Origin of the sequence: Mammaliicoccus stepanovicii (genome assembly GCF_002902525.1) — a bacterium.
In the GTDB taxonomy this organism is placed as follows: Bacteria; Bacillota; Bacilli; order Staphylococcales; family Staphylococcaceae; genus Mammaliicoccus; species Mammaliicoccus stepanovicii.
Genome location: NZ_PPQZ01000024.1, coordinates 23,265 through 47,723, shown reverse-complemented (window position 1 = coordinate 47,723; position 24,459 = coordinate 23,265). Strand labels below are relative to the sequence as shown.

Sequence of the window (24,459 nt, the reverse complement as noted above, 5' to 3'; positions counted from 1 at the left end):
TTCTTGGATTAACTGCCGACTTATTCCATGACTTCCGCCATTTCTTGGATTAACTGCTGCGTTATTCCATGACTTTGCCTATTTCTTGGATTAACTGCCGACTTATTCCATGACTTTGCCTATTTCTTGGATTAACTAACGAGTTATTCCATGACTTTACCCATTTCTTGGATTAACTGCCGACTTATTCCATGACTTCCGCCATTTCTTGGATTAACTGCCGACTTATTCCATGACTCCCGCCATTTCTTGGATTAACTGCCGACTTATTCCATGACTTTACCCATTTCTTGGATTAACTACTGACTTATTCCATGACTTTACCCATTTCTTGGATTAACTACTGACTTATTCCATGACTTCCGCCATTTCTTGGATTAACTGCTGACTTATTCCATGACTTGCATAAAGTTCAACTCAAAAAAACAAGCATATCACTACTGACATTCAGTTAAGTGATATGCTTGTTTTTTTATGAATGGACTTCTTCTGATTCTATCCATGGATTATTCTTAATTAGTTTTACAATTTGTTCTGAGAATAGTTTAACTCGTAATTTTATATCATCAACATCTACATAATAAGTACCATCTTCAGTCTTTCCGAAGTCTGCATCTTGTGTAGATATTTGAACTGGTACTGCAATACCCAGTAAATTTCTCATAATAATTCTTAAATGTGATAGTGGTTCTGTACTTCTCATACCACCGCTATTACAAATTAAGCCTACTGGTTTCATCTTAAATTGATCCATCGTTAAATGGTCTAGTCCATTTTTCAATATGCCTGAATATGAACCGTGATAGTTTGGTGTACCAATAATAATCGCATCTGCTTCGTCTGCGCTTTCACGAAGTTCACTCGCATTTAATTTGATTCGTTCATCATTTAAATGTTGTCCTGATACATCTAGAAATGGGATAGGCTTCTCATATAAATCAAAAACTGTAACTTCTGCACCTTCTTCTTCTAAATTACCACGTACAAATTGTGCAAGTGCATGTGTATGTGAAAATTGTTTGGCGCTACCCACAATTATTAATACCTTCACTGTTGTCACCTCAAAATTATTAATATATTTATTATACTAAATAGTATAGCATACTCAATAACTAAGAGTTTCATTTCTATTAAAAATCAGTCCATTGGACTATTCTTAACGGTCATAATTTTTCAAAGCATGGATAATTGCTTTGCCGACACCACTATTTTCATTTGTATCTGTAATGTAATCCGCGATTTCTTTAACTTCTGGTGCACCGTTTTCCATTGCGACAGCAAATCCTGCTTTCTCAAGCATTGAAACATCATTTAGATTATCCCCAATGGCCATCACTTCTGACATCGGAACATTTAATTGCTCAGCTATCGCTTCTAACGCAATGCCTTTTTGCGCATCTGAATGTGTAATTTCAATGTTGCCTCTAGAAGATGATGACACTGCCAAACTTTGCGATTCTGAAATTTCAGCTTTTGCTCTATCAATTTTTGTTAAATCACTCGCAAACGCTAAAATCTTTAGAATAATTTCACCCGGACGATTATTTATCTCATCGTAACTATCTACTGTTTTCAATGTGCCATTATCTATACGACTTTGTATATTTGATCTGATTTTTTTTACGTCTGCTTTTTGTCCTGCTTTCTCAGCAATATCGACGTAAATTTCTAAATCTTTCTCTGGGTCTTCTGTATATATACCAAAGTTTGTATACACTTGATAATAAATATCCTCTTTATTTAACACACCTGTAATTTTGTTAATTAACGAACTCGTTAATTTGGATGTGTGCACAATATTAAATTCTTCGTCTCTCACTTCTGCTCCATTTAAACAAATATACGGTAACGTTAAATCTGTTTTCTCAATCGGACTATTCGCTTCATAAAATGCTCTTCCCGTAGCGATAACTACTGTAATCCCTTTTGATTGTGCATACTTAATGGCTTCATAATTTTCATTTGAAATTTCATGAGCTGCATTCAATAATGTACCATCCATATCTGTTGCGATTAACCTTATCATTGAAAGTAACCTCTTTTCTTTATATTCATTTTAAATATTAACAAACTATCTGTATAAACACTAAGAATCTGTCCTCTTTAACTTGCTTTGTTTCTTCTGCGCTCTTTTTTCTTTAAAGAATGTACGTAACATATCTCCACATTCTTCTTCTAAAATTCCCCGTTCAACAATAGCCCGATGGTTAAATCTCGGCTCTTCTAATAAATTCATTAGGCTGCCGCTACACCCACCTTTCGGATCAGTCGCACCATATACAACATGAGGAATTCTACTCATTACAATTGCACCGGAACACATTACACAAGGTTCTAACGTTACATATAAAGTTGTATCTTCTAGCCTCCAAGAACCGATAACGCTTGATGCTTCTTGTATGGCAATCATTTCAGCATGTGCTACTGGACTTTGGCTTTCTTCTCTTAAGTTATGCCCTCTACCAATTACCTCACCTTGGTACACAACAATTGCACCAATTGGTACTTCATCCAATGCCCACGCTTTCTTTGCTTCATTAATCGCAAGTTTCATATATTTTTCATGCATGCTACATCGCACTCCGTTTAATTTATGATAGAATAAGTATGTCTATTTTAACACTTGGAGAGATAAATATGAAAAAAACCTTTATAGCTATCGAAGGACCTATCGGAGTCGGTAAGAGTTCCTTAACAAAGAAGCTATCAAAAACATTGAATTACACAGTAGAATTTGAAATTGTGGATGAAAATCCATACCTTAGTGACTTTTACGAAGATATTTCGAAATGGAGTTTTCAAACAGAAATGTTTTTCTTATGTCATAGATATAAACAACTAACTGATTTGAAAAATATAAATGGTATTGTGAGTGATTACCATATTTTCAAAAATAAAATCTTTGCGAAAAACACATTAAATGCTATGGAATATGATAAATTCAGTAGAATATACGACATCTTAACAGAAGATATCCGAATGCCTGACCAAATTATCTTCCTCGATGCTTCGCTTGAAGTATTGCAACAACGCATTGCAACTCGTAATAGATCTTACGAATCTCAAATAGAAAATTCATATTTAGCTCAATTAAAGCATGATTATAATCAGTTTTATGATGAAGTTAAACATGAAGTGGATGCGATTCAAATAGATACAACAACATTAGATTTTGTTCATAATACAGATGACTACCAACATATATTAACATTATTAAAACCTTTGATAGGAGAGATCGATCATGACAAATAAAGTCATACCAAGCAATGCTATCATAACGATAGCTGGGACTGTAGGTGTTGGTAAATCATCATTAACACATGCCCTAAGTGAACGTTTAAACTTCAAGACATCTTTTGAGAAAGTAGACAACAATCCATACTTAGAAAAATTCTATCATGACTTTGAGCGATGGAGTTTCCATTTACAAATATATTTCTTAGCAGAACGTTTCAAAGAGCAAAAAAGAATGTTTGAATACGGTGGTGGCTTTGTACAGGACCGTTCAATATATGAGGACGTTGATATTTTCGCAAAAATGCATGAAGAACAAGGTACTATGACCAAAGAAGATTACACAACTTACAAAGAACTATTCGAAGCCATGATTATGACACCATACTTCCCTAAACCAGATGTGTTAATCTATCTTGAATGCGATTATAATGATGTTTTACAACGTATCAAAAATCGTGGTCGCCAAATGGAAATAGAAACTGATGAAACTTATTGGAAAAAACTATTTGCTCGATATGATAATTGGATTGAAAATTTCACAGAATGTCCAGTTGTTCGTGTAAATATCAATGATTATGATGTATACGATGAACCAGAATCCATCAATCATATTATCGATAAAATTGCTCATGTAATAGAAACACACCGTTCTATTGATACAAGAACACATTAAAATACAACATATTAAACAGACATGTCGAAAAAATCATAATTTTTTCAGCATGTCTGTTTTTTTTATTCGCATATTTCATCTATTCCATTCAAATTCATTATCATAAAATTCATTGATATCTTTATATATATAATCTGCATCATTTAAGTCTTGTGGCTTTCCTGTTCCACTTAAGACACCGATAATTTTTTTAAAGTGTGCGTTTTTACCCATTTGAATATCAGTAGGTGTGTCTCCAATTATTACAATTTCTTCAGGTGAAACATTCCATTTTTCATAGAAATGCTCTACCATTTTGGGGTTTGGTTTTTGATATCCATTTATCGACGCCGTAATCGTTTCATCTATGAGATGTTGTACATTAGCATCTTTGATAAAACGATTTGTACCATCTTGATCATCGCTCGTAATAATTCCAATATGATAACCTTTTTCTTTGAATGCACTTAATGTCTGCACTAATCCATCAATCACAACCGTTTTTGGATTGTATTCCTTAATGAGTTTTTTACTTAATTGTATAGTCCAAGATTCGATTTCATTCCCCTTATCTGTTGGTGCAAACTGTTGAAATGTACGAACGATATCTGACAATGTTCCTGATGCTAATATACCACTTGCTAAAAACTTTCCATTCTTATAACCGAGTGCTTCTTTTAATTTTTGTGTATCTTTTATATTATATTTTTCTACAAATTGATTAATCATAACGAGAGAAATCTCTGACCAAGTCTCGTCAAACTTTAGAAGCGTCCCATCTTTATCAAATAATAACCATTTAATCATCGTCTATCTCCTTTAAAAAAGACAAACCATTTAAAATCTAGAGATTTTTCAGGTTTGTCTTTTCAATATTTTTATATCTTATCTAATGTATTAAACTGTTCCAATTTGAGCTTCTTGTCCAACTACAACTCTCCAACCGAATTTATCTTCTTTCTTACCAGTTTGAATTGCTGTATATTCTTCAAATAATTTTTGAGTAATTGGACCAGTTTCATTGTTGTTAATTGTAATTTCAGCATCTTCATACTTCAAGAAGCCAACTGGTGATATAACGGCAGCTGTTCCTGTACCGAATATTTCTGTTAAACGCCCATCATGATGTGCATTAATAACATCATCGATTGAGATTCGTTTTTCTTCAGTTTCATAACCTAACTCTTGAGCTAATTCGAGTACAGTTTTACGTGTAATACCAGGTAGAATACTTCCATTCAATTCTGGTGTTACAAGTTTTCCGTCTATAACAAAGAAAATATTCATACTGCCTACTTCTTCAATATATTTCTGTTCTATACCATCTAACCAAAGTACTTGGTCAAAACCAAGTTCATTAGCTCGTGTTTGCGCAATGAGACTCGCAGCATAGTTTCCACCACATTTAGCAAATCCTACACCACCACGAACAGCACGAACAAATTCATCCTCAACATAGATACTTGTTGGTTTTAACTGATCATCGCCATAATAAGCACCTACTGGAGATAGAATAACTAAAAATTCATAATCTGTAGAAGAACGTACACCTAAATAAGGCTCAGTTGCATATACGAAAGGTCTTACATATAATGATTGGCCTTCGCCACTTGGTACCCAATCACGCTCTAAATCAATAAGTTGATTTAGGGCAGCTAATACTTTCTCTTCGTCAACTTCAGGCATTTCTAATCGTTTTAAAGACAAATTAATTCTTTTGAAGTTTTCATCAGGTCTAAATAGTGTAACCTCATTACCATCTTTGTATGCTTTCATACCTTCAAATACTGTTTGTCCATAATGTAATCCTTGTGCACTTGGTGATAACGTAATTGGCCCATAGGGAATAATTTTTGGCTCTGACCAGCCTTCACCTTTTTTATATGACATTGATAACATATAATCAGTAAAGATTTCACCGAAGACTAACTTTTGAAAGTCCGGTTTTTCTTTAAGATGGTCACGCGTCTCTACATAAAATGGTTCTGTCATAAAAATTCCTCCTAGGCTAATTAATAATTAATGTTATCTAGTATATCAGTCATAGAGGTGTTATTCAATAAGTTTTTAGAAAATTTAAAAAATATCCACAATTATTTATTTCTGTGCTAATTTGTCTTTTTCTTTAATTGCATTTAGCATTAATTCTGTCATACTATCTAAATTATATTGTGGGCTAAATCCCCATTCTTCTTTAGCACAAGTTGTATCTATCGAATTTGGCCAACTGTCAGCTATTGCTTGTCTTTCAGGATCTACATCGTAGCCTAATTCAAATTCTGGCATTAATTTTTGGATAGATTCTTTAATTGTTTCAGGATCTACACTCATCGCACTTACGTTATAAGCATTACGATGAATTAATTTACTACCGTCCGCTTCCATAAGTTGAATAATTGATTTAATAGCATCATCCATAAACATCATATCCATATAAGTATCTTTAGCTATATAACTATTATATTTACCTTCACGAATTGCTTTGAAATATATTTCTACAGCATAATCCGTCGTTCCGCCACCTGGTTCTTTAATATAAGATATTAATCCAGGGAATCTCATACTTCTTGTATCCACACCAAATTTAGTATGGTAGTAATCGCATAATAGTTCACCTGCAACTTTATTTACACCGTACATTGAAGTTGGTCTTTGGATCGTTTCTTGTGGTGTCATATCTTTAGGTGTTGTTGGACCAAAAGCACCGATAGAGCTTGGTGTAAAGAATTGCATTTGATATTCTCTAGCCGCTTCTAGTGCATTCACTAATCCGCCCATGTTTAGTTCCCAAGCAAACAATGGGTTCTTTTCTGCTGTAGCTGAAAGTAAAGCTGCCATATGCATCATTGTATCTGCTTTAAAATCTTTCACTAACTCAAATAATTTATCTTTATCAGTTACATCTAATATTTCAAAAGGCCCGTCTAATATTTCACTACCTTGTTCAGGTTCTCTAATATCTGTTGCTAAAACATTTTCATTCCCGTATTTTTTTCTTAAATTAAGTACCAATTCTGTACCTATTTGTCCTAATGCACCTGTGATTATTATTTTTTGCATAATTAAAACCCTCCTGTATTATCTATATGTTCATTTGTATTTCTGAAGAGAACAAAATCGCTTTCATTACGTTTATTTTAACTTATTTGCGTATTTTTGTATACCAGAGAAGTACATTACAAAAGTAAAATAAGTTACTTTCTACAAAAAATGTGTTTGTTATATAAATTTTGCTTAAAAAAAGACGCCCACTTAAACAATTGTTTGGGCGTCTTGTTATTTATTTAAATTAAACCTAATTCTTTTCCGATTTTCTCATAAATATCGATTGCTTTATCTAATTGTTCTTTCGTATGAGCAGCTGTTGGCATATTTCTAACACGACCAGTTCCTCTTGGTACAGTTGGGAATACGATTGCTTTCGCATATACACCTTCGTCCATAAGACGTTTACTAAATGTTTGTGCCTTCTTCTCTTCACCGATGATAACTGGCGTAATCGGTGTTTCAGAATGACCGATATCAAAGCCTTTAGCTTTCAAGCCTTCTTTTAAGTAGTTTGCATTATCCCATAATTTATCATGTAACTCAGTAGAAGCCATTAGTTTTTTAACTGATTCAGTAATAGCTTTCGTATCTCCAGGCGCTAATGATGTTGAGAATAAAAATGGTCTTGAAGCTACTTTTAACCAGTCGATTAAATCTTTCGTACCTGCTACGTAACCACCAACAACTCCGATTGCTTTTGATAATGTACCGATTTGGAAATCAATTTTGTCTTGTAATCCGAAATGCTTAACCGTTCCAGCGCCTTTACCCATTACACCAGATCCATGTGCATCATCTACATAAGTAATTAAGCCAAATTCTTCAGCTATTTCAACGATTTCAGGTAATTTAGCTACATCACCGTCCATTGAGAATACGCCATCAGTTATATACATTACTTTATTATATTGACCCGATTCTACCGCTTCTTTAGCTTTGTTTCTTAAATCTTCCATATCAGAATGGTTTACTCTAATTATTTTAGCTTTTGATAAACGACAACCATCAATAATTGAAGCGTGATTTAATTCATCAGATAAAATAGCATCATGTTTGTTCATAACAGCTGATATAGCAGCCATATTACAATTAAACCCTGATTGGTATGCGATAGCACTTTCTGTACCTTTAAATTGAGCTAGTGTTTCTTCAAGCTCTTTATGAAGATCAAGTGTACCATTAATCGTACGTACTGCCCCCGCTCCAACGCCATGAGAATCAATAGCATCTTTAGCTGCTTTCTTTAAATCTTCGTTTGTAGCTAATCCAAGATAGTTATTTGATGATAAATTGATATATTGTTTCCCACCAATTGTAATCTCTGCCCCATTAGCACCTTCAACGATATCTATTTCATTGTATAACCCATTATCTTTTAATTCATTTAGATTTGATTCTAAAAATGTATTTAACGTTTGTACCATTTTAATTTGCTCCTTTAGCACCTTTTTTTTAATCATAACACAACAAAATCAAAGTATTAAGCGTTATCATAGTAAATTGAATTGTTTAAATTTTCTATAAATTTTGCTACACTTATCATATTATATTTTGAAACATTGAAAGAAGGGTTAGCAATGATAAAGTGGCAAACGCAAATTGAAAGTAAGTTTGAACAAATGGTTGAAATGAGAAGATATTTACATATGCATCCTGAATTATCATTTCATGAGATTGAAACACACAAATTCATATTATCTCATTTAAGAAAATTAGATAAATTAGACATAATTGAACCTGTTGGGGAAAGAGGAATCGTTGCAAAGATTGAAGGTAAGAAACCCGGGAAAACAATTGCCTTTCGAGCTGATTTTGATGCGTTACCTATTCAAGATGAAAAAGATGTCCCTTACAAATCAACGATAGATGGCGCTATGCATGCTTGTGGGCATGACGGCCATACAACAACTTTATTAACTTTATGCACGTTACTTAACGAAAATTATGACGCTATAAACGGTAACGTCGTATTTATATTCCAATATGCTGAAGAAGTAAGTCCTGGCGGTGCAAATCCAATGATAATAGATGGCGCATTAGATGGCGTTGATACAGTATATGGCAATCACTTCTGGAGCGGGCATGAAACATCTTCTATTAAAACAAATCCGTCAGAAATGATGGCATCTCCAGATTATTTTAAAATAACGATTCAAGGTAAAGGCGGTCATGGAGCTAAGCCACATACATCCATTGATCCAATCGTTATTGCTGCTGAATATATTTCTAGCTTACAAAAAATCATTTCTAGAAAACTTGACCCTATTGATAGAGGTGTCCTTACTGTTGGAAAGATTGAAGCCGGGACTGCCTTTAACATTATTAGCGATACTGCAACACTTGAAGGTACTGTAAGAACCTTTAAACCTGAAGTCAAAGAAATTATCGAAGTTGAACTTGAACGATTACTTAAAGGAATCTGTATAGCAAATGACGCTACTTATGATTTTTATTATCGTCATGGATACCCTACTGTTGTTAATCATAATGAACAATATGAAATTGTAAAACAAGCTGCTGAAGAACTAGGGTTAACTTATGATGATATCGATCCAATGATGATTGGTGAAGACTTCTCATATTACCTATTAGAACGTCCTGGTTGCTTCTTCTTAACAGGCAGTGGTAATGAATCGAAAGGCTCAACAATTCCACACCATCATCCTATGTTTGACTTAGATGAAGATGCTATGAAGACGACGACCGCAATGTTTATTAAAATTCTTGAGATAGAAGGTGTTCTTTAACAAATGAACAATATATTACTTAATAAAGTCGAAGCGTACTATGATGAAATGATTCAGATTAGGAGACATTTGCATATGTATCCTGAACTATCTTTTGAAGAAGTTAAAACACCTGCATACATTGCAGATTATTTAAGAAATTTAGATATCGATGTGAGAGAAGGTGTAGGTGGCAGAGGTGTTGTCGGTACACTTAACAAAGATAAACCCGGTCCAACGTTAGCCATCCGAGCTGATTTTGATGCGCTACCTATACAGGATGAGAAAGAAGTACCATACAAATCAACTGTTGATGGTGTGATGCACGCTTGTGGTCATGATGCACATACGGCTGTCCTATTAATGACAGCTAAAATTTTATCCGAACATCGGGATGAAATTAATGGAAGAGTAGTCTTTATACATCAACATGCTGAAGAAGTAGACCCAGGTGGTGCTATTCAAATGATAGCAGACGGCTGCTTAACAGGTGTTGATGCTATTATCGGCCAACACGTTTCTAGCACTTTAGATGTTGGTAAAGTTGGTTATAAATATGGCACGACTACCGGTATTCCTGATGACTTCTGGATCACTTTAAAAGGTAGAGGTGGACATGCAGCACACCCAGATCAACTAATAGATCCTTTAGCTGCAGGTATACAATTGTGTAACGATTTACAATACATTGTTTCACGTAAAACAAATGCCTCAAATCCTGCAGTACTATCTATTACGATGTTTAATGCTGGAGAGACAAATAATGTTATTCCTGACACTTGTAAAATTGGTGGTACTATTAGAACTTTTGATTCAAATACGCAATCTAGTGTTATAGAAGGTTTCAAGAAAGTTTTAGAAGGTATCGCTACATCAACAGATGTCACTTATGATTTAAAATATAGTAAAGGTTATCCACCTGTTATAAATACAGAAAAAGAAACGGATTTAATTTTAGAAGCAACTAAAGAAATTAGTAATGTTAAAGAATTAGTTGAATTAGAAGCAAGTTTAGGTGGGGAAGACTTTTCATATTATCAACAGAGAGTCCCTGGCGCATTCTTCTATACAGGTACACGTAATGAACATTTCAAAGCAGACTTTCCCCACCATCACCCAAAGTTTGATATTGATGAAAAAGGATTAATTAATGCCGTTCAAATATTTTTATTAACGACATTCAAGTTTATGGAAGGAGATAATAAACATGAGCTTAGTTAATCAAGTCGAAACTCATTTAAACGAACTTATTGAAATCAGAAGATACTTACATCAACATCCTGAGCTATCTTTTAAAGAAGAAAATACAAAAAAATATATTGCTGATTATCTCGAAAATTTAGGGATAAAAGTAAAAAAAGATGTCGGAGGAAATGGTCTTCTCGGATATATTAAAGGCGATCATCCTGGACCTACTATTGCATTTAGAGCAGATTTTGACGCTTTACCTATTCAAGATGAGAAAGACGTACCCTATAAATCGACTGTCGATGGTGTGATGCATGCTTGTGGTCATGATGCTCATACAGCTAGTTTATTAATAACTGCTAAAATTCTTCAAGAAAATACGCAAGATATTCATGGTAATGTTGTACTTATACATCAACATGCCGAAGAAGTATTACCTGGTGGCGCAAAATCAATGGTAGATGCAGGTGCACTTAAAGATGTAGATTATTTATTTGGTACACATACTGCGAGTCATATTGATGCCAATAAAATTGGTTTTTGTGCTGGTCCAGCATATGCTGCAGCAGATTCATTTGAAATAGAAATCCAAGGACAAGGCGGACATGGTGCTATGCCTCAATTGGCTAAAGACCCTATCGTTGCTGCATCATCGTTTATCGTGCAAGCTCAAACGATTGTTTCAAGAACTTTAGATCCATTAGAATCTGCTGTAGTTACATTTGGAACCTTCAATGGAGGGAATGCATTCAACGTTATCGCAGATAAAGTTAAATTGTCAGGTACTGTTAGAACATATTTGCCGACTGTTAAACAACAAATTAAAGAACGCTTAAACGGTATATTAAATGGTATTGAATCAAGTTTTGGAGTCAAATGTCATCTATCATATCAAGATGGTTATCCTCCAGTTGTAAATCACGAAGCAGAAACAATGTGGGTCAAACAACTTGCGAGCCAAATTGATAGCGTTGAAGAAGCATTTGATTATCCACCATCATTAGGTGGCGAAGACGTTGGATATTACTTACAACATGTTCCTGGAAGTTATTTCTTTACAGGCGTGGGAAATCAATCGTTAAATTCCACATACCCACACCATCATCCAAAATTTGATTTAGATGAACAATCACTACAAAATAGTGTTAAAATCTTTCTTTCAATTGTAGAAAACAGTAAAGACTTAAAATTAAATAAATAAAAAATGGAATGGCATTTGCCATCCCACCATAAAAAGTTAAGAACAAAAAAAGAACCAATCCAAGGGATTGGTTCTTTCTTCGTTATATCAAGTTTGTTGTAAACGAATTAAGCTTCGATTACTGTAACAACGCCTGATCCAACTGTACGTCCACCTTCACGGATTGAGAAACGAGTACCGTCTTCAATAGCGATTGGTGAAATTAATTCAACGTCCATTTCAACGTTATCGCCAGGCATAACCATTTCAGTACCTTCTGGTAAGTTAACTACACCAGTTACGTCAGTAGTACGGAAATAGAATTGTGGGCGGTAGTTAGTGAAGAATGGAGTATGACGTCCACCTTCATCTTTAGATAATACATAAACTTCTGCTTTAAATTTAGTGTGAGGTGTGATTGAACCTGGTTTAGCTAATACTTGACCACGGTTAACGTCTTCACGAGCAACACCACGTAATAATGCACCGATATTATCTCCAGCTTCAGCGAAGTCTAATAATTTACGGAACATTTCTACACCAGTTACAGTAGTTTTAGATGATTCTTCAGTTAAACCGATGATTTCGATTTCTTCACCGACTTTAACTTGTCCACGTTCAACACGGCCAGTTGCAACTGTACCACGACCAGTAATTGAGAATACGTCCTCAACTGGCATCATGAATGGTTTGTCAGAATCACGTTCTGGAGTTGGGATGAATGAGTCAACAGCATCCATTAATTCCATAATTTTGTCTTCGTATCCTTCGTCGCCTTCTAATGCTTTTAATGCAGAACCAGCGATTACAGGAACGTCGTCTCCAGGGAAGTCATATTCAGATAATAAGTCACGAACTTCCATTTCAACTAATTCTAATAATTCTTCGTCGTCAACCATGTCAACTTTGTTTAAGAATACTACTAATGCAGGAACACCTACGTTACGTGATAAAAGAATGTGTTCACGAGTTTGAGGCATTGGACCGTCAGCAGCAGATACTACTAAGATACCACCGTCCATTTGAGCAGCACCAGTGATCATGTTTTTAACATAGTCAGCATGTCCTGGGCAGTCAACGTGAGCGTAGTGACGTTTTTCAGTTTCATATTCGATGTGTGAAGTATTGATTGTAATACCACGTTCTTTTTCTTCTGGAGCGTTATCGATTTGGTCGTAAGAACGAGCTTCTCCGTCACCAGAACGTTTTGCTAATACAGTTGCAATTGCAGCTGTTAATGTAGTTTTACCATGGTCAACGTGACCGATAGTACCAATATTGGCATGTGTTTTTGAGCGATCAAATTTTTCTTTAGCCATTATAAAATCTCTCCTATTCATATTAAAAAATGTATTTTTTTATTAAGCCTCATAATGGTTACTCACCATTATGAGGGTAACCTATAGTTAATTTATAAATCATTTTGAGATAAAAATCAATTTATTAGGGCGAATTAATTATTCACCTTTGTTTTTCTTGATAATATCTTCAGAAATTGATTTAGGAACTTCTTCGTAGTGATCAAATACCATAGTATAAGTACCACGACCTTGAGTGTTAGAACGTAAGTTTGTTGCGTAGCCGAACATTTCTGAAAGTGGAACAAATGCACGAACAACTTGTGCGTTACCGCGTGCTTCCATACCTTCAACACGTCCACGACGACTTGTTACGTCACCCATGATGTCACCCATGTACTCTTCAGGCATAACGATTTCAACTTTCATCATTGGCTCTAAGATTACAGGGTCACAACGTTTAGCAGCTTCTTTAAGTGCTAATGATGCAGCTACTTTGAAGGCCATTTCTGATGAATCGACATCATGGTATGAACCGTCATATAGTTTAGCTTTAACATCAACTAGTGGATATCCAGCTAATACACCGTTTTCCATAGCATCTTTAAGACCAGCTTCAACAGATGGAATGTATTCACGAGGAACTACACCACCGACAATAGCGTTTTCGAATTCGAAACCGCCACCTTGTTCGTTAGGTGTGAATTCGATATGAACATCACCATATTGTCCACGTCCACCAGATTGACGAGAGAATTTACCTTGAACTTGAGCAGCTGTTTTGAACGTTTCACGGTAAGAAACCATTGGCGCACCAACAGTACATTCTACTTTGAATTCACGTTTCATACGGTCTACTAAAATATCAAGATGTAATTCACCCATACCACCAATGATAACTTGTCCAGTTTCTTGGTCTGTATGTGCATGGAATGTTGGATCTTCTTCTTGTAATTTAACTAATGCGTTAGTCATTTTATCTTGGTCAGCTTTTGATTTAGGCTCAACAGATAAGTGGATAACTGGCTCTGGGAATTCCATTGATTCTAAGATGATGTCATCTTTTTCATCACATAAAGTATCACCAGTAGCAGTATCTTTAAGACCAACCGCACCTGCTATATCACCTGAGTATACAGTAGAAATCTCTTCACGAGAGTTAGCGTGCATTTGTAGGATACGACCTACACGTTCACGTTTACCTTTAGTTGAGTTTCTAACATATGAACCAGATGACATTGTACCTGAATAAACACGGAAGAATGTTAATTTACCAACGAATGGGTCAGTCATTACTTTAAATGCTAACGCAGCGAAAGGTGCTGAGTCATCAGGTTCTGCAATAACTTCTTCATCTTCGTTATCAGCTCTATGTCCGATAATTGGTTTAACATCTAATGGTGATGGTAAGTAATCAATAACTGCGTTCAACATTAATTGAACACCTTTGTTTTTGAATGCTGTACCACAAAGTACTGGGTAGAATTCAACGTCACAAGTAGCTTTACGGATTGCCGCTTTAAGCTCAGCAAGTGAAATTTCTTCTCCACCTAAATATTTTTCCATTAATTCGTCATTTGATTCAGCAACAGCTTCAATTAAAGCTTCACGCGCTTCTTCAGCTTGTTGTTTGTGAGATTCAGGAATCTCTACTTCTTCAATTTCAGTACCTAAGTCATTGTTATATTGGAAACATTTCATTTCAACTAAGTCAATGATAGCGCTGAAGTCATCTTCTGCACCGATTGGTAACTGAATTGGGTGAGCATTTGCTTGTAAACGTTCATGTAAAGTACCAACTGAATATTCAAAGTTTGCACCCATTTTATCCATTTTATTAATGAATACAATACGTGGAACTCCGTATGTTGTAGCTTGACGCCAAACTGTTTCAGTTTGAGGTTCAACACCTGATTGAGCATCAAGTACAGTAACGGCACCATCAAGTACACGTAGTGAACGTTCAACTTCAACTGTGAAGTCTACGTGTCCAGGTGTATCTATAATGTTTACACGGTGACCATCCCATTGAGCAGTTGTTGCAGCAGAAGTAATTGTGATACCACGCTCTTGCTCTTGTTCCATCCAGTCCATTTGTGAAGCACCTTCGTGTGTTTCACCAATTTTATGGATACGGCCTGTGTAATAAAGAATACGTTCTGTAGTGGTAGTTTTACCAGCATCGATATGTGCCATGATACCGATGTTACGAGTATTTTTCAAAGAGAAATCTCTTGCCATAGTATTCTTACTCCTTCCAAAAACATTGGATATTTTGTGATTAATAAGTAGATACTTTGATACCCTAAGTGTTTAAAATAAGAGATGTCTCGCTAAAGATATCTTTAAGATTTTAACGCTTAGGGATCTAAGTTCTATCTTACCAACGGTAATGAGCAAACGCTTTGTTAGCTTCTGCCATTTTATGAGTATCTTCACGTTTCTTAACTGCACCACCAGTGTTATTGGCTGCATCTAAGATTTCATTAGCTAAACGCTCTTCCATAGTTTTTTCACCACGAAGACGCGCATAGTTAACTAACCAACGTAAACCTAAAGTTGTACGACGCTCTGGACGTACTTCTACAGGTACTTGATAGTTTGAACCACCTACACGGCGTGCTTTAACTTCAAGTACAGGCATGATGTTGTTGATAGCTTCATCAAATACTTCAATTGCATCTTTACCTGAACGTTCTTGAACAAGTTCAAATGCTGAATAAAGAATTTTTTGAGCAGTACCACGCTTACCATCAAGCATAATTTTGTTGATTAATTTAGTTACTAATTTTGAGTTGTGAATTGGATCTGGTAAAACATCTCTTTTTGCAACTGGACCTTTACGAGGCATAATCGAAATCCTCCCTTCTCATTATAAAGTTTAAATATATTATCGTCATTTAAAAAACTGTTATTTACAGAAATTTAACGTTAGATTATTTTTTTGCAGCTTTAGGTTTTTTAGCACCATAAAGTGAACGGCTTTGCATACGGCCATCAACACCAGAAGTATCTAAAGCACCACGTACGATATGATAACGTACACCAGGTAAGTCTTTTACACGTCCACCACGAATAAGAACAACACTGTGTTCTTGTAAGTTATGACCAATACCAGGAATATACGCGTTTACTTCTAAGTTGTTAGATAAACGAACACGAGCATATTTACGTAATGCTGAGTTTGGTTTTTTAGGTGTCATAGTTCCTACACGAGTACAAACACCACGTTTTTGAGGAGAGTATACAGTAGTCATTTTTTTCTTCATGCTATTGTAACCTCTGTTTAATGCAGGTGCTGTAGATTTTTGTGATTTACTAGTACGTGGTTTACGCACTAATTGGTTAATAGTAGGCATCTTTAATGTCCTCCTCTCTTATTTTCTTAATCCCACACATCCAGGTGGTTCATTTTAAGGCAAATAAAAATAGTAAGCTCAGCTTACAGATTTATTTAAGCAACGCAACTACAGTTGCATTAACTTCTATTCCATAATGCGATCCTAGTTCTTGTCTTGTAGGACGAAAATCTATCGGAACGCCAGTCTCAAATGCTAATGATAACACTTTTGACAAAATATGAATATTGACATCTTGAGCAATAATGACCATTTGGACATTATGCTTCATTAATGCTTTAGTGGTTTGTTTTAAACCAATGACATAACTGTCTTGATTTAAGCTTCTGGCTTTTTCATTAGACATTCGATATCCTCCAAAGCGTCTGCTTTCATCAACCTTAACAATAATAACATCGTACAAATATAAAGTCAATATTTTTTGCAGTGTTTTTATAATAATATATAAGCTGTTCTAGTCACCTAGAACAGCTTATATCATTTATTCAGAAATAACTGTTTCAGCAGGTGTTTCTTTTTGTACTTTTTCAAATCCTACACCAGTATATCGTCTCATACCTGTACCAGCAGGGATCAATTTACCGATGATAACATTTTCTTTAAGTCCAAGTAAGTTATCTCGCTTACCTTTAATTGCAGCATCTGTAAGAACTCGAGTTGTTTCTTGGAATGAAGCTGCAGATAAGAAGCTTTCTGTTTCGAGTGATGCTTTAGTAATACCTAGCAAGACAGGTTTAGCAGTTGCAGGACGCTTACGAGCTGCAAATACTTCTCTGTTTGCATCAGTAAATGTATGAATATCAACTAATGCACCAGGTAATAATTTCGTATCACCAGCTTCGATAATTCTTACTTTACGTAACATTTGTCTAACCATAACTTCAACGTGTTTATCTGAAATTTCAACACCTTGCATACGGTAAACTTTTTGTACTTCTTTAAGTAGATATTTTTGAGTCGCGTTTAAGCCAGCAACAGCAAGCAATCCTTTTGGTTCAATTGAACCTTCAGTCATAACTTCACCGCGCTCTACATATTGGCCTTCTTCGACTTTAAGTCTAGCAGTACCAGGAGCAAGATAAGTACGGATTTCATTTTCGCCTTTAACTTTAATTTCTTGTTGACGATCTTTAACAATCGTAATTTCAGTTACTTGACCATTAATTTCAGAAATAACCGCTTGTCCTTTAGGGTTACGTGCTTCAAATAATTCTTGAATACGAGGTAAACCTTGTGTAATATCGGCTCCTGCTACACCACCTGTATGGAATGTACGCATTGTAAGCTGTGTACCTGGTTCACCGATTGATTGTGCAGCAATTGTACCAACTGCCTCACCAACTTCAACTTGTTCACCAGTTGCCAAGTTCTTACCATAACATTTTTCACATACACCATGACGTGTGTTACATGTAAATGCTGAGCGAATATGCATTTCAGTTATACCAGCATCAATAATTTGTTTAGCAATTTCAGCTGTGATTAATTCATTAACTTTAATGATGATTTCATCTGTCTCTGGATGACGAAGCGTTTCTTTAGAGTAACGACCTTCGATACGATCGATGAATGATTCAATAAGTTCTGAACCTTCTCTAATATCAGAAACTAACAATCCACGGTCTGTTCCACAATCTTCTTCTCTGACGATAACATCTTGTGCTACGTCAACTAGACGACGTGTTAAGTAACCTGAATCGGCTGTCTTAAGTGCTGTATCGGCAAGACCTTTACGCGCACCGTGAGTTGAGATGAAGTATTCAAGTACTGTTAAACCTTCACGGAATGATGATTTAATAGGTAACTCGATGATTTTACCAGATGGGTTGGCCATCAAACCACGCATACCAGCAAGCTGTGTAAAGTTAGATGCGTTACCACGGGCTCCTGAATCACTCATCATGAATATTGGGTTTAAAGTATCAAGAGACATCATTAATTTAGATTGAATAACGTCTTTAGCTTTAGTCCAAATATCAATAACTGCAGCATAACGTTCACTTTCAGTAATTAAACCACGGCTAAATTGTTTTTGAACTTTATCAACTTTAATTTCAGCTTTTCCGATAATATCTTGTTTCTCAGCAAGAACCACAATATCAGAAACACCAACAGTAATACCAGCACGTGATGAATATTTAAATCCTAAATCTTTCATCTTATCTAGCATCATTGAAGTATCTGTAATATGGAACTTGTTAAATATTTCTGCAATGATTTGACCTAAGAATTTTTTGTTGAATGGCTTAACGAGTTCAACGTCTTTAAGATATTCTATTAAACCACCTTCAGGTAGATCTGTTGCAGAGATAAAGTATTTATCTGGAGTTGATTTTTCTAAATTGAAATTAGTCGGTTCATTAATATACGGGAATGATTCCGGCATAATTTCATTAAATATAACTTTACCTACAGAAGTAAGTAATAATTTGCTGTTTTGCTCGTCAGTAAATGTAGGGTTCTTGAATGAACTTGCATTTACTGCGATACGTGAATGTAAATGTACATATCCGTTTGCATAAGCTTTAATAACTTCTTCTGTATCACTAAAGATATCACCTGCGCCGATTGCACCTTTACGTTCAAGTGTTAGGTAATAGTTACCTAAAACCATATCCTGTGAAGGCGTAACAACTGGTTTACCATCTTTAGGGTTCAAGATATTTTGAGCTGCAAGCATTAACATACGTGCTTCTGCTTGTGCCTCTTTAGATAAAGGTACGTGAACCGCCATTTGGTCACCATCAAAGTCTGCGTTATAGGCAGTTGTAACAAGTGGGTGAAGTCTGATTGCACGACCTTCTACCAATGTAGGTTCAAATGCTTGAATACCTAGACGGTGAAGTGTTGGTGCACGGTTCAATAGCACTGGGTGTTCTTTGATTACATCTTCAAGAACGTCCCAAACTTCTTCTTCCATTCTTTCAATTTTGCCTTTAGCATTTTTGATGTTTGTAGCAATTTCACGTTCTACTAATTCTTTCATAATGAAAGGTTTAAACAATTCTAATGCCATCTCTTTTGGTAAACCACATTGATACATTTTCAAGTTTGGTCCAACAACAATTACTGAACGACCTGAATAGTCAACACGTTTACCAAGTAAGTTTTGACGGAAACGTCCTTGTTTACCTTTTAACATATGTGAAAGAGATTTAAGCGGACGGTTACCTGGTCCTGTGACAGGACGGCCACGTCTACCATTATCGATTAACGCATCTACAGCTTCTTGTAACATACGTTTTTCGTTTTGAACGATAATACCTGGTGCACCAAGATCTAATAAACGTTTTAAACGATTATTACGGTTGATAACACGACGATATAAATCATTTAAATCACTTGTCGCAAAGCGACCACCATCTAATTGAACCATCGGACGAATTTCAGGTGGGATAATTGGTAATACATCTAAAATCATCCAAGATGGATTATTGCCAGAATGACGGAATGATTCAACAACTTCTAAACGTTTGATTGCTCTTGTCAATCTTTGTCCAGTTGCTGACTCTAATTCTTCACGTAAATTCTTCAATTCGCTGTCTAAATCAATGTTGTCTAATAGGTCGCGAATTGCTTCGGCACCCATTTTAGCTGAGAATTTACCTGGGAATTTATCATAATACTCACGATATTCCCCTTCTGTTAACAATTGTTTTTTCTCCAATCCAGTTGGACCTGGATCAATTACAGTATAAGAAGCAAAGTAAATTACTTCTTCAAGTGAACGCGGTGACATATCAAGTAATAGTCCCATACGACTTGGGATACCTTTAAAGTACCAAATGTGAGAAACTGGTGCTGCTAATTCAATGTGCCCCATTCTTTCGCGACGCACTTTAGATTTAGTAACTTCTACACCACATCTGTCACAAACCATGCCTTTATAACGTACTCTTTTATATTTACCACAACTACATTCCCAGTCCTTAGTTGGACCGAAGATTTTCTCACAGAATAAACCATCTCTTTCAGGTTTTAACGTACGGTAGTTAATTGTTTCTGGTTTTTTCACTTCACCAAATGACCAAGAACGGATCTTTTCAGGTGAAGCGAGTCCTATTTTCATGTAATGGAAATTATTTACATCAATCAAGGAGCCTACCTCCTTCAAATTAAATTAGTTGTGCTTGTTGATTGATAATGTATAACAATGAAAGCGCAATTGTATAACAAATGCGCTTTATTAACTTTTAGTCAGTTACTTGTTGTCCTTCTACTGATGCATTTTGTGAAACCCCTAAATCAACTTTCTTTTCTATCATATCTTCATCTTCTAAATCACGCATTTCGATTTCGTTATCATGTTCATCCATGACTTTAACGTCAAGTCCTAAACTTTGTAATTCTTTCATCAATACGCGGAATGATTCTGGCACACCCGGTTTAGGGATGTTTTCGCCTTTTACGATAGATTCATAAGTTTTAACACGACCTACAGTATCATCAGATTTATAAGTTAAAATCTCTTGTAATGTGTATGCTGCACCGTATGCTTCAAGTGCCCACACTTCCATCTCACCGAAACGTTGTCCACCAAACTGAGCTTTACCGCCAAGTGGTTGTTGTGTAACAAGTGAGTATGGACCAGTAGAACGTGCATGTAATTTATCATCAACCATGTGTGCAAGTTTAAGCATGTACATAACACCTACAGAAACACGGTTATCAAATGGTTCACCTGTACGGCCGTCATAAAGTACTGTTTTACCATCACGAGCCATACCAGCTTCTTCAATAGTTGACCAAACATCATCATCACTTGCACCATCAAATACTGGTGAAGCAACATGAATACCTAAATTCTTAGCTGCCATACCTAAATGAAGTTCTAATACTTGTCCGATATTCATACGAGAAGGAACACCTAGTGGGTTTAACATGATATCAATTGGCGTACCATCTGGTAAATAAGGCATATCTTCTTCTGGTAAGATACGAGAAATTACACCTTTGTTACCGTGACGTCCACACATTTTATCCCCAACGTGTATTTTACGTTTTTGAACGATATACACACGTACTAATTGGTTTACACCAGGAGATAATGAATCATCGCCTTCTTCTCTATTGAATACTTTCACGTCTAATACAATACCACCTGCACCATGAGGTACACGTAATGATGTATCACGAACTTCACGCGCTTTTTCACCAAAGATTGCATGTAACAATCTTTCTTCAGCAGTTAATTCAGTAACACCTTTAGGCGTTACTTTACCAACTAGAATATCCCCATCTTTAACTTCTGCACCAACGTAAACGATACCACGATCATCTAAGTTTTTAAGTGCATTATCAGAAACATTTGGAATATCACGCGTAATTTCTTCAGGTCCTAATTTAGTATCACGAGCTTCTGATTCATATTCTTCAACATGAATAGAAGTATAAACGTCATCTTTAACAAGACGTTCACTCATGATTACAGCATCCTCATAGTTATAACCATCCCATGTCATAAATCCAACAACAACGTTACGGCCAAGTGCCATTTCACCAAGTTCCATTGAAGGACCATCAGCTAAAATTTCACCTTTTGTAACAACATCGCCAGCTGAAATAATTGGGCGTTGGTTATAACATGTACCAGAGTTACTACGTTTGAATTTAGATAATGGGTAACGGTCTAATTCCGTTTCAATTTCTTTACCATTTTCTTCTACAATACGTCTAACAAGAATTTCTTTAGCTTCAACATGTTCAACTCTACCTTTATATTTAGCAACAATAGCTGCACCTGAATCACGTGCTGTTACGTGTTCCATACCCGTACCAACAAATGGTGCTTCTGGGTTCATTAAAGGTACCGCTTGACGTTGCATGTTTGCACCCATCAAGGCACGGTTAGAGTCATCGTTTTCAAGGAATGGGATACATGCTGTCGCAGCAGAAACAACCTGCTTAGGTGATACATCCATGTAGTCCATACGTTCTTTAGGTTTAGTCGTGTTATCTCCACGGAAACGACAAAGAACTTCATCTTCAACGAATTTACCTGTTTCATCTAAAACAGAATTTGCCTGCGCTACTACATAACTGTCTTCTTCATCTGCAGTTAAGTAATCAATTCTTGATGTAACTTGGTTTGTTTCAATATTAACTTTACGATACGGTGTTTCAATAAATCCAAACTCATTCACTCTAGCGTAACTAGATAATGAGTTGATTAAACCAATGTTTGGTCCCTCTGGTGTCTCAATCGGACACATACGACCGTAGTGAGAATAGTGAACGTCACGTACTTCCATACCAGCACGTTCACGTGTTAAACCGCCGGGTCCAAGTGCTGATAAACGACGTTTATGCGTTAATTCAGCTAATGGATTTGCTTGGTCCATGAATTGTGACAACTGAGAGCTACCGAAGAACTCTTTAATTGAAGCAATTACAGGACGTATATTAATTAATTGTTGTGGTGTGATTGAATCAGTATCTTGAATTGACATACGTTCACGTACAACACGTTCCATACGTGATAAACCAATTCTGAATTGGTTTTGTAGTAATTCACCAACTGAACGCAGACGACGGTTACCTAAATGGTCAATATCATCTGTATAACCTACACCATGTAACAAGTTGAAGAAATATGATAATGAAGAAATAATATCTGCTGGTGTAATACATTTCACTGCTTCATCAGGGAATGCATTACCAATCACTGTTGTCGTGCGTTTTTCTTCATCGCCAGGGATATAAATTTTTACTGATTGAACTTCAACAGGCTCATCTAATACACCACTATTTAATTCATATACATGAATGTTGGCATTAGACTCTAAAACGTCGATAATTTTATCTAAATTACGACGATCTAAAACTGTTCCTTCATCAGCTGCAATTTCACCTGTTTCAACATCAACAATAGGCTCTGCTAAAGTTTGATTAAACAAACGATGTTTAAGGTGTAATTTTTTGTTCATTTTGTAACGACCAACACTTGCTAAGTCATAACGTTTTGGATCAAAGAAACGAGAATATAATAAACTTTTAGCATTTTCTACAGTTGGTGGTTCACCCGGACGTAAACGCTCATAAATTTCTAGTAACGCTTGATCAGTTGTTTCAGTATTATCTTTATCTAATGCATTACGTAGGTATTCATTATCACCAAGTAAATCTAAAATTTCTTGATCAGTTGAAAAACCTAAAGCACGGACTAATACTGTAATCGGCAACTTACGAGTTCTATCAATTCTTACATAAGGAACGTCTTTAGCATCTGTTTCATATTCTAACCATGCTCCACGGTTAGGTATAACAGTAGTTCCAAAACTTACTTTACCGTTTTTATCAACTTTTTCATTGAAATACACGGATGGTGAACGTACAAGTTGTGATACAATTACACGTTCTGCACCATTAATTACGAAAGTACCTGTATCCGTCATTAATGGGAAATCACCCATAAATACTTCTTGGTCTTTCACTTCGCCTGTTTCTTTATTAATTAAACGGACTTTAACACGTAATGGTGCAGCATAAGTTGCATCACGGTTTTTAGACTCTTCTAAATCATACTTTGGTTCACCTAAGCGATAATCTACGAATTCTAAAGATAAATTACCTGTAAAATCATCGATTGGAGAAATGTCTCTGAACATTTCTAGCAATCCTTCTCTAAGAAACCATTCATATGATTTCGTTTGAATCTCGATTAAGTTAGGTAATTCTAAAATTTCGGAAATCCTCGCATAACTTCTACGAACACGATGTCTTCCATACTGGATAAGTTGACCTGTCAACAGATTCACCCCTCAAATATTGT

Annotated in this window: 19 protein-coding genes; 5 read left to right on the top strand and 14 right to left on the bottom strand. The window is 35.6% G+C overall.

Annotation, left to right across the window (positions count from 1 at the left end; all coding sequences use genetic code 11):
• Positions 1–472: 472 nt before the first annotated feature.
• The 3 genes from CD111_RS05035 to tadA all read right to left on the bottom strand — a co-directional run bounded on the left by CD111_RS05035 (position 473) and on the right by tadA (position 2,569).
• Entirely contained in the window at positions 473–1,051 is a 579-nt protein-coding gene (locus tag CD111_RS05035) for an NADPH-dependent FMN reductase (protein WP_095089718.1), read from the bottom strand.
• A 105-nt stretch (positions 1,052–1,156) separates the two neighbouring features.
• On the bottom strand, positions 1,157–2,026 hold the full coding sequence (locus CD111_RS05030; protein ID WP_095089720.1) for a Cof-type HAD-IIB family hydrolase: 870 nt from the start codon (positions 2,024–2,026) through the stop codon (positions 1,157–1,159).
• 60 nt (positions 2,027–2,086) lie between these two features.
• Positions 2,087–2,569: a tRNA adenosine(34) deaminase TadA gene (gene tadA / locus CD111_RS05025; RefSeq protein WP_095089721.1), complete on the bottom strand. Its 483-nt coding sequence runs from the start codon at positions 2,567–2,569 to the stop codon at positions 2,087–2,089.
• 68 nt (positions 2,570–2,637) lie between these two features.
• On the opposite strand from tadA, the gene CD111_RS05020 reads away from it, so the two are divergent.
• Both CD111_RS05020 and CD111_RS05015 read left to right on the top strand, forming a co-directional pair.
• Positions 2,638–3,252, top strand: coding sequence for a deoxynucleoside kinase (locus CD111_RS05020; RefSeq protein ID WP_095089722.1), 615 nt, complete (start codon positions 2,638–2,640; stop codon positions 3,250–3,252).
• A complete protein-coding gene (locus CD111_RS05015) occupies positions 3,242–3,910 on the top strand; it encodes a deoxynucleoside kinase (protein WP_095089724.1) in 669 nt (222 codons plus the stop codon). The genes CD111_RS05020 and CD111_RS05015 overlap by 11 nt, the downstream gene beginning before the upstream one ends.
• 75 nt (positions 3,911–3,985) lie before the next feature.
• Here the strand turns inward: CD111_RS05015 and CD111_RS05010 are convergent, their stop codons facing one another.
• From CD111_RS05010 to CD111_RS04995, 4 genes are all read right to left on the bottom strand, one after another.
• Positions 3,986–4,696 (bottom strand): HAD family hydrolase, encoded by a 711-nt coding sequence (locus CD111_RS05010; protein WP_095089725.1) that lies wholly within the window; start codon positions 4,694–4,696, stop codon positions 3,986–3,988.
• Between the two features lie 90 nt (positions 4,697–4,786).
• Positions 4,787–5,881 carry a branched-chain amino acid aminotransferase gene (locus tag CD111_RS05005; RefSeq protein ID WP_095089728.1) on the bottom strand — a complete coding sequence of 365 codons (1,095 nt, stop codon included), beginning with the start codon at positions 5,879–5,881 and terminating at the stop codon, positions 4,787–4,789.
• A gap of 105 nt (positions 5,882–5,986) precedes the next feature.
• Complete coding sequence (locus CD111_RS05000; RefSeq protein WP_095089730.1) at positions 5,987–6,949, bottom strand: L-threonine 3-dehydrogenase; 963 nt, start codon at positions 6,947–6,949, stop codon at positions 5,987–5,989.
• Positions 6,950–7,173: 224 nt separating this feature from the next.
• Positions 7,174–8,361 carry a glycine C-acetyltransferase gene (locus tag CD111_RS04995; protein ID WP_095089732.1) on the bottom strand — a complete coding sequence of 396 codons (1,188 nt, stop codon included), beginning with the start codon at positions 8,359–8,361 and terminating at the stop codon, positions 7,174–7,176.
• A 153-nt stretch (positions 8,362–8,514) separates the two neighbouring features.
• Here CD111_RS04995 and CD111_RS04990 point away from each other — a divergent pair, with 153 nt between their 5' ends.
• The 3 genes from CD111_RS04990 to CD111_RS04980 are packed head-to-tail and all read left to right on the top strand — an operon-like array spanning position 8,515 to position 12,052.
• Positions 8,515–9,684: an amidohydrolase gene (locus CD111_RS04990; protein WP_095089734.1), complete on the top strand. Its 1,170-nt coding sequence runs from the start codon at positions 8,515–8,517 to the stop codon at positions 9,682–9,684.
• A 3-nt stretch (positions 9,685–9,687) separates the two neighbouring features.
• Complete coding sequence (locus CD111_RS04985) at positions 9,688–10,884, top strand: amidohydrolase (RefSeq protein WP_095089736.1); 1,197 nt, start codon at positions 9,688–9,690, stop codon at positions 10,882–10,884.
• On the top strand, positions 10,871–12,052 hold the full coding sequence (locus CD111_RS04980; protein ID WP_095089738.1) for a M20 metallopeptidase family protein: 1,182 nt from the start codon (positions 10,871–10,873) through the stop codon (positions 12,050–12,052). Before CD111_RS04985 ends, CD111_RS04980 begins: the two co-directional genes overlap by 14 nt.
• Before the next feature lie 107 nt (positions 12,053–12,159).
• Here the strand turns inward: CD111_RS04980 and tuf are convergent, their stop codons facing one another.
• The 7 genes from tuf to rpoB form a co-directional block, all read right to left on the bottom strand.
• Entirely contained in the window at positions 12,160–13,350 is a 1,191-nt protein-coding gene (tuf, locus tag CD111_RS04975; protein WP_095089740.1) for an elongation factor Tu, read from the bottom strand.
• 138 nt (positions 13,351–13,488) lie between these two features.
• The gene (fusA, locus tag CD111_RS04970; protein ID WP_095089742.1) at positions 13,489–15,570 is read right to left on the bottom strand and encodes an elongation factor G; all 2,082 of its coding nucleotides are present in this window, start codon (positions 15,568–15,570) and stop codon (positions 13,489–13,491) included.
• Positions 15,571–15,709: 139 nt separating this feature from the next.
• Positions 15,710–16,180, bottom strand: coding sequence for a 30S ribosomal protein S7 (rpsG, locus tag CD111_RS04965; protein WP_095089746.1), 471 nt, complete (start codon positions 16,178–16,180; stop codon positions 15,710–15,712).
• A gap of 85 nt (positions 16,181–16,265) precedes the next feature.
• Positions 16,266–16,688 (bottom strand): 30S ribosomal protein S12, encoded by a 423-nt coding sequence (gene rpsL / locus CD111_RS04960; protein WP_095089749.1) that lies wholly within the window; start codon positions 16,686–16,688, stop codon positions 16,266–16,268.
• A 91-nt stretch (positions 16,689–16,779) separates the two neighbouring features.
• Positions 16,780–17,034, bottom strand: coding sequence for a ribosomal L7Ae/L30e/S12e/Gadd45 family protein (locus CD111_RS04955; RefSeq protein WP_095089752.1), 255 nt, complete (start codon positions 17,032–17,034; stop codon positions 16,780–16,782).
• A 135-nt stretch (positions 17,035–17,169) separates the two neighbouring features.
• Positions 17,170–20,784 carry a DNA-directed RNA polymerase subunit beta' gene (rpoC, locus tag CD111_RS04950; protein WP_095089754.1) on the bottom strand — a complete coding sequence of 1,205 codons (3,615 nt, stop codon included), beginning with the start codon at positions 20,782–20,784 and terminating at the stop codon, positions 17,170–17,172.
• Between the two features lie 97 nt (positions 20,785–20,881).
• Positions 20,882–24,436, bottom strand: a complete 3,555-nt coding sequence (rpoB, locus tag CD111_RS04945) for a DNA-directed RNA polymerase subunit beta (protein ID WP_095089756.1) — start codon at positions 24,434–24,436, stop codon at positions 20,882–20,884.
• Positions 24,437–24,459 lie beyond the last annotated feature (23 nt).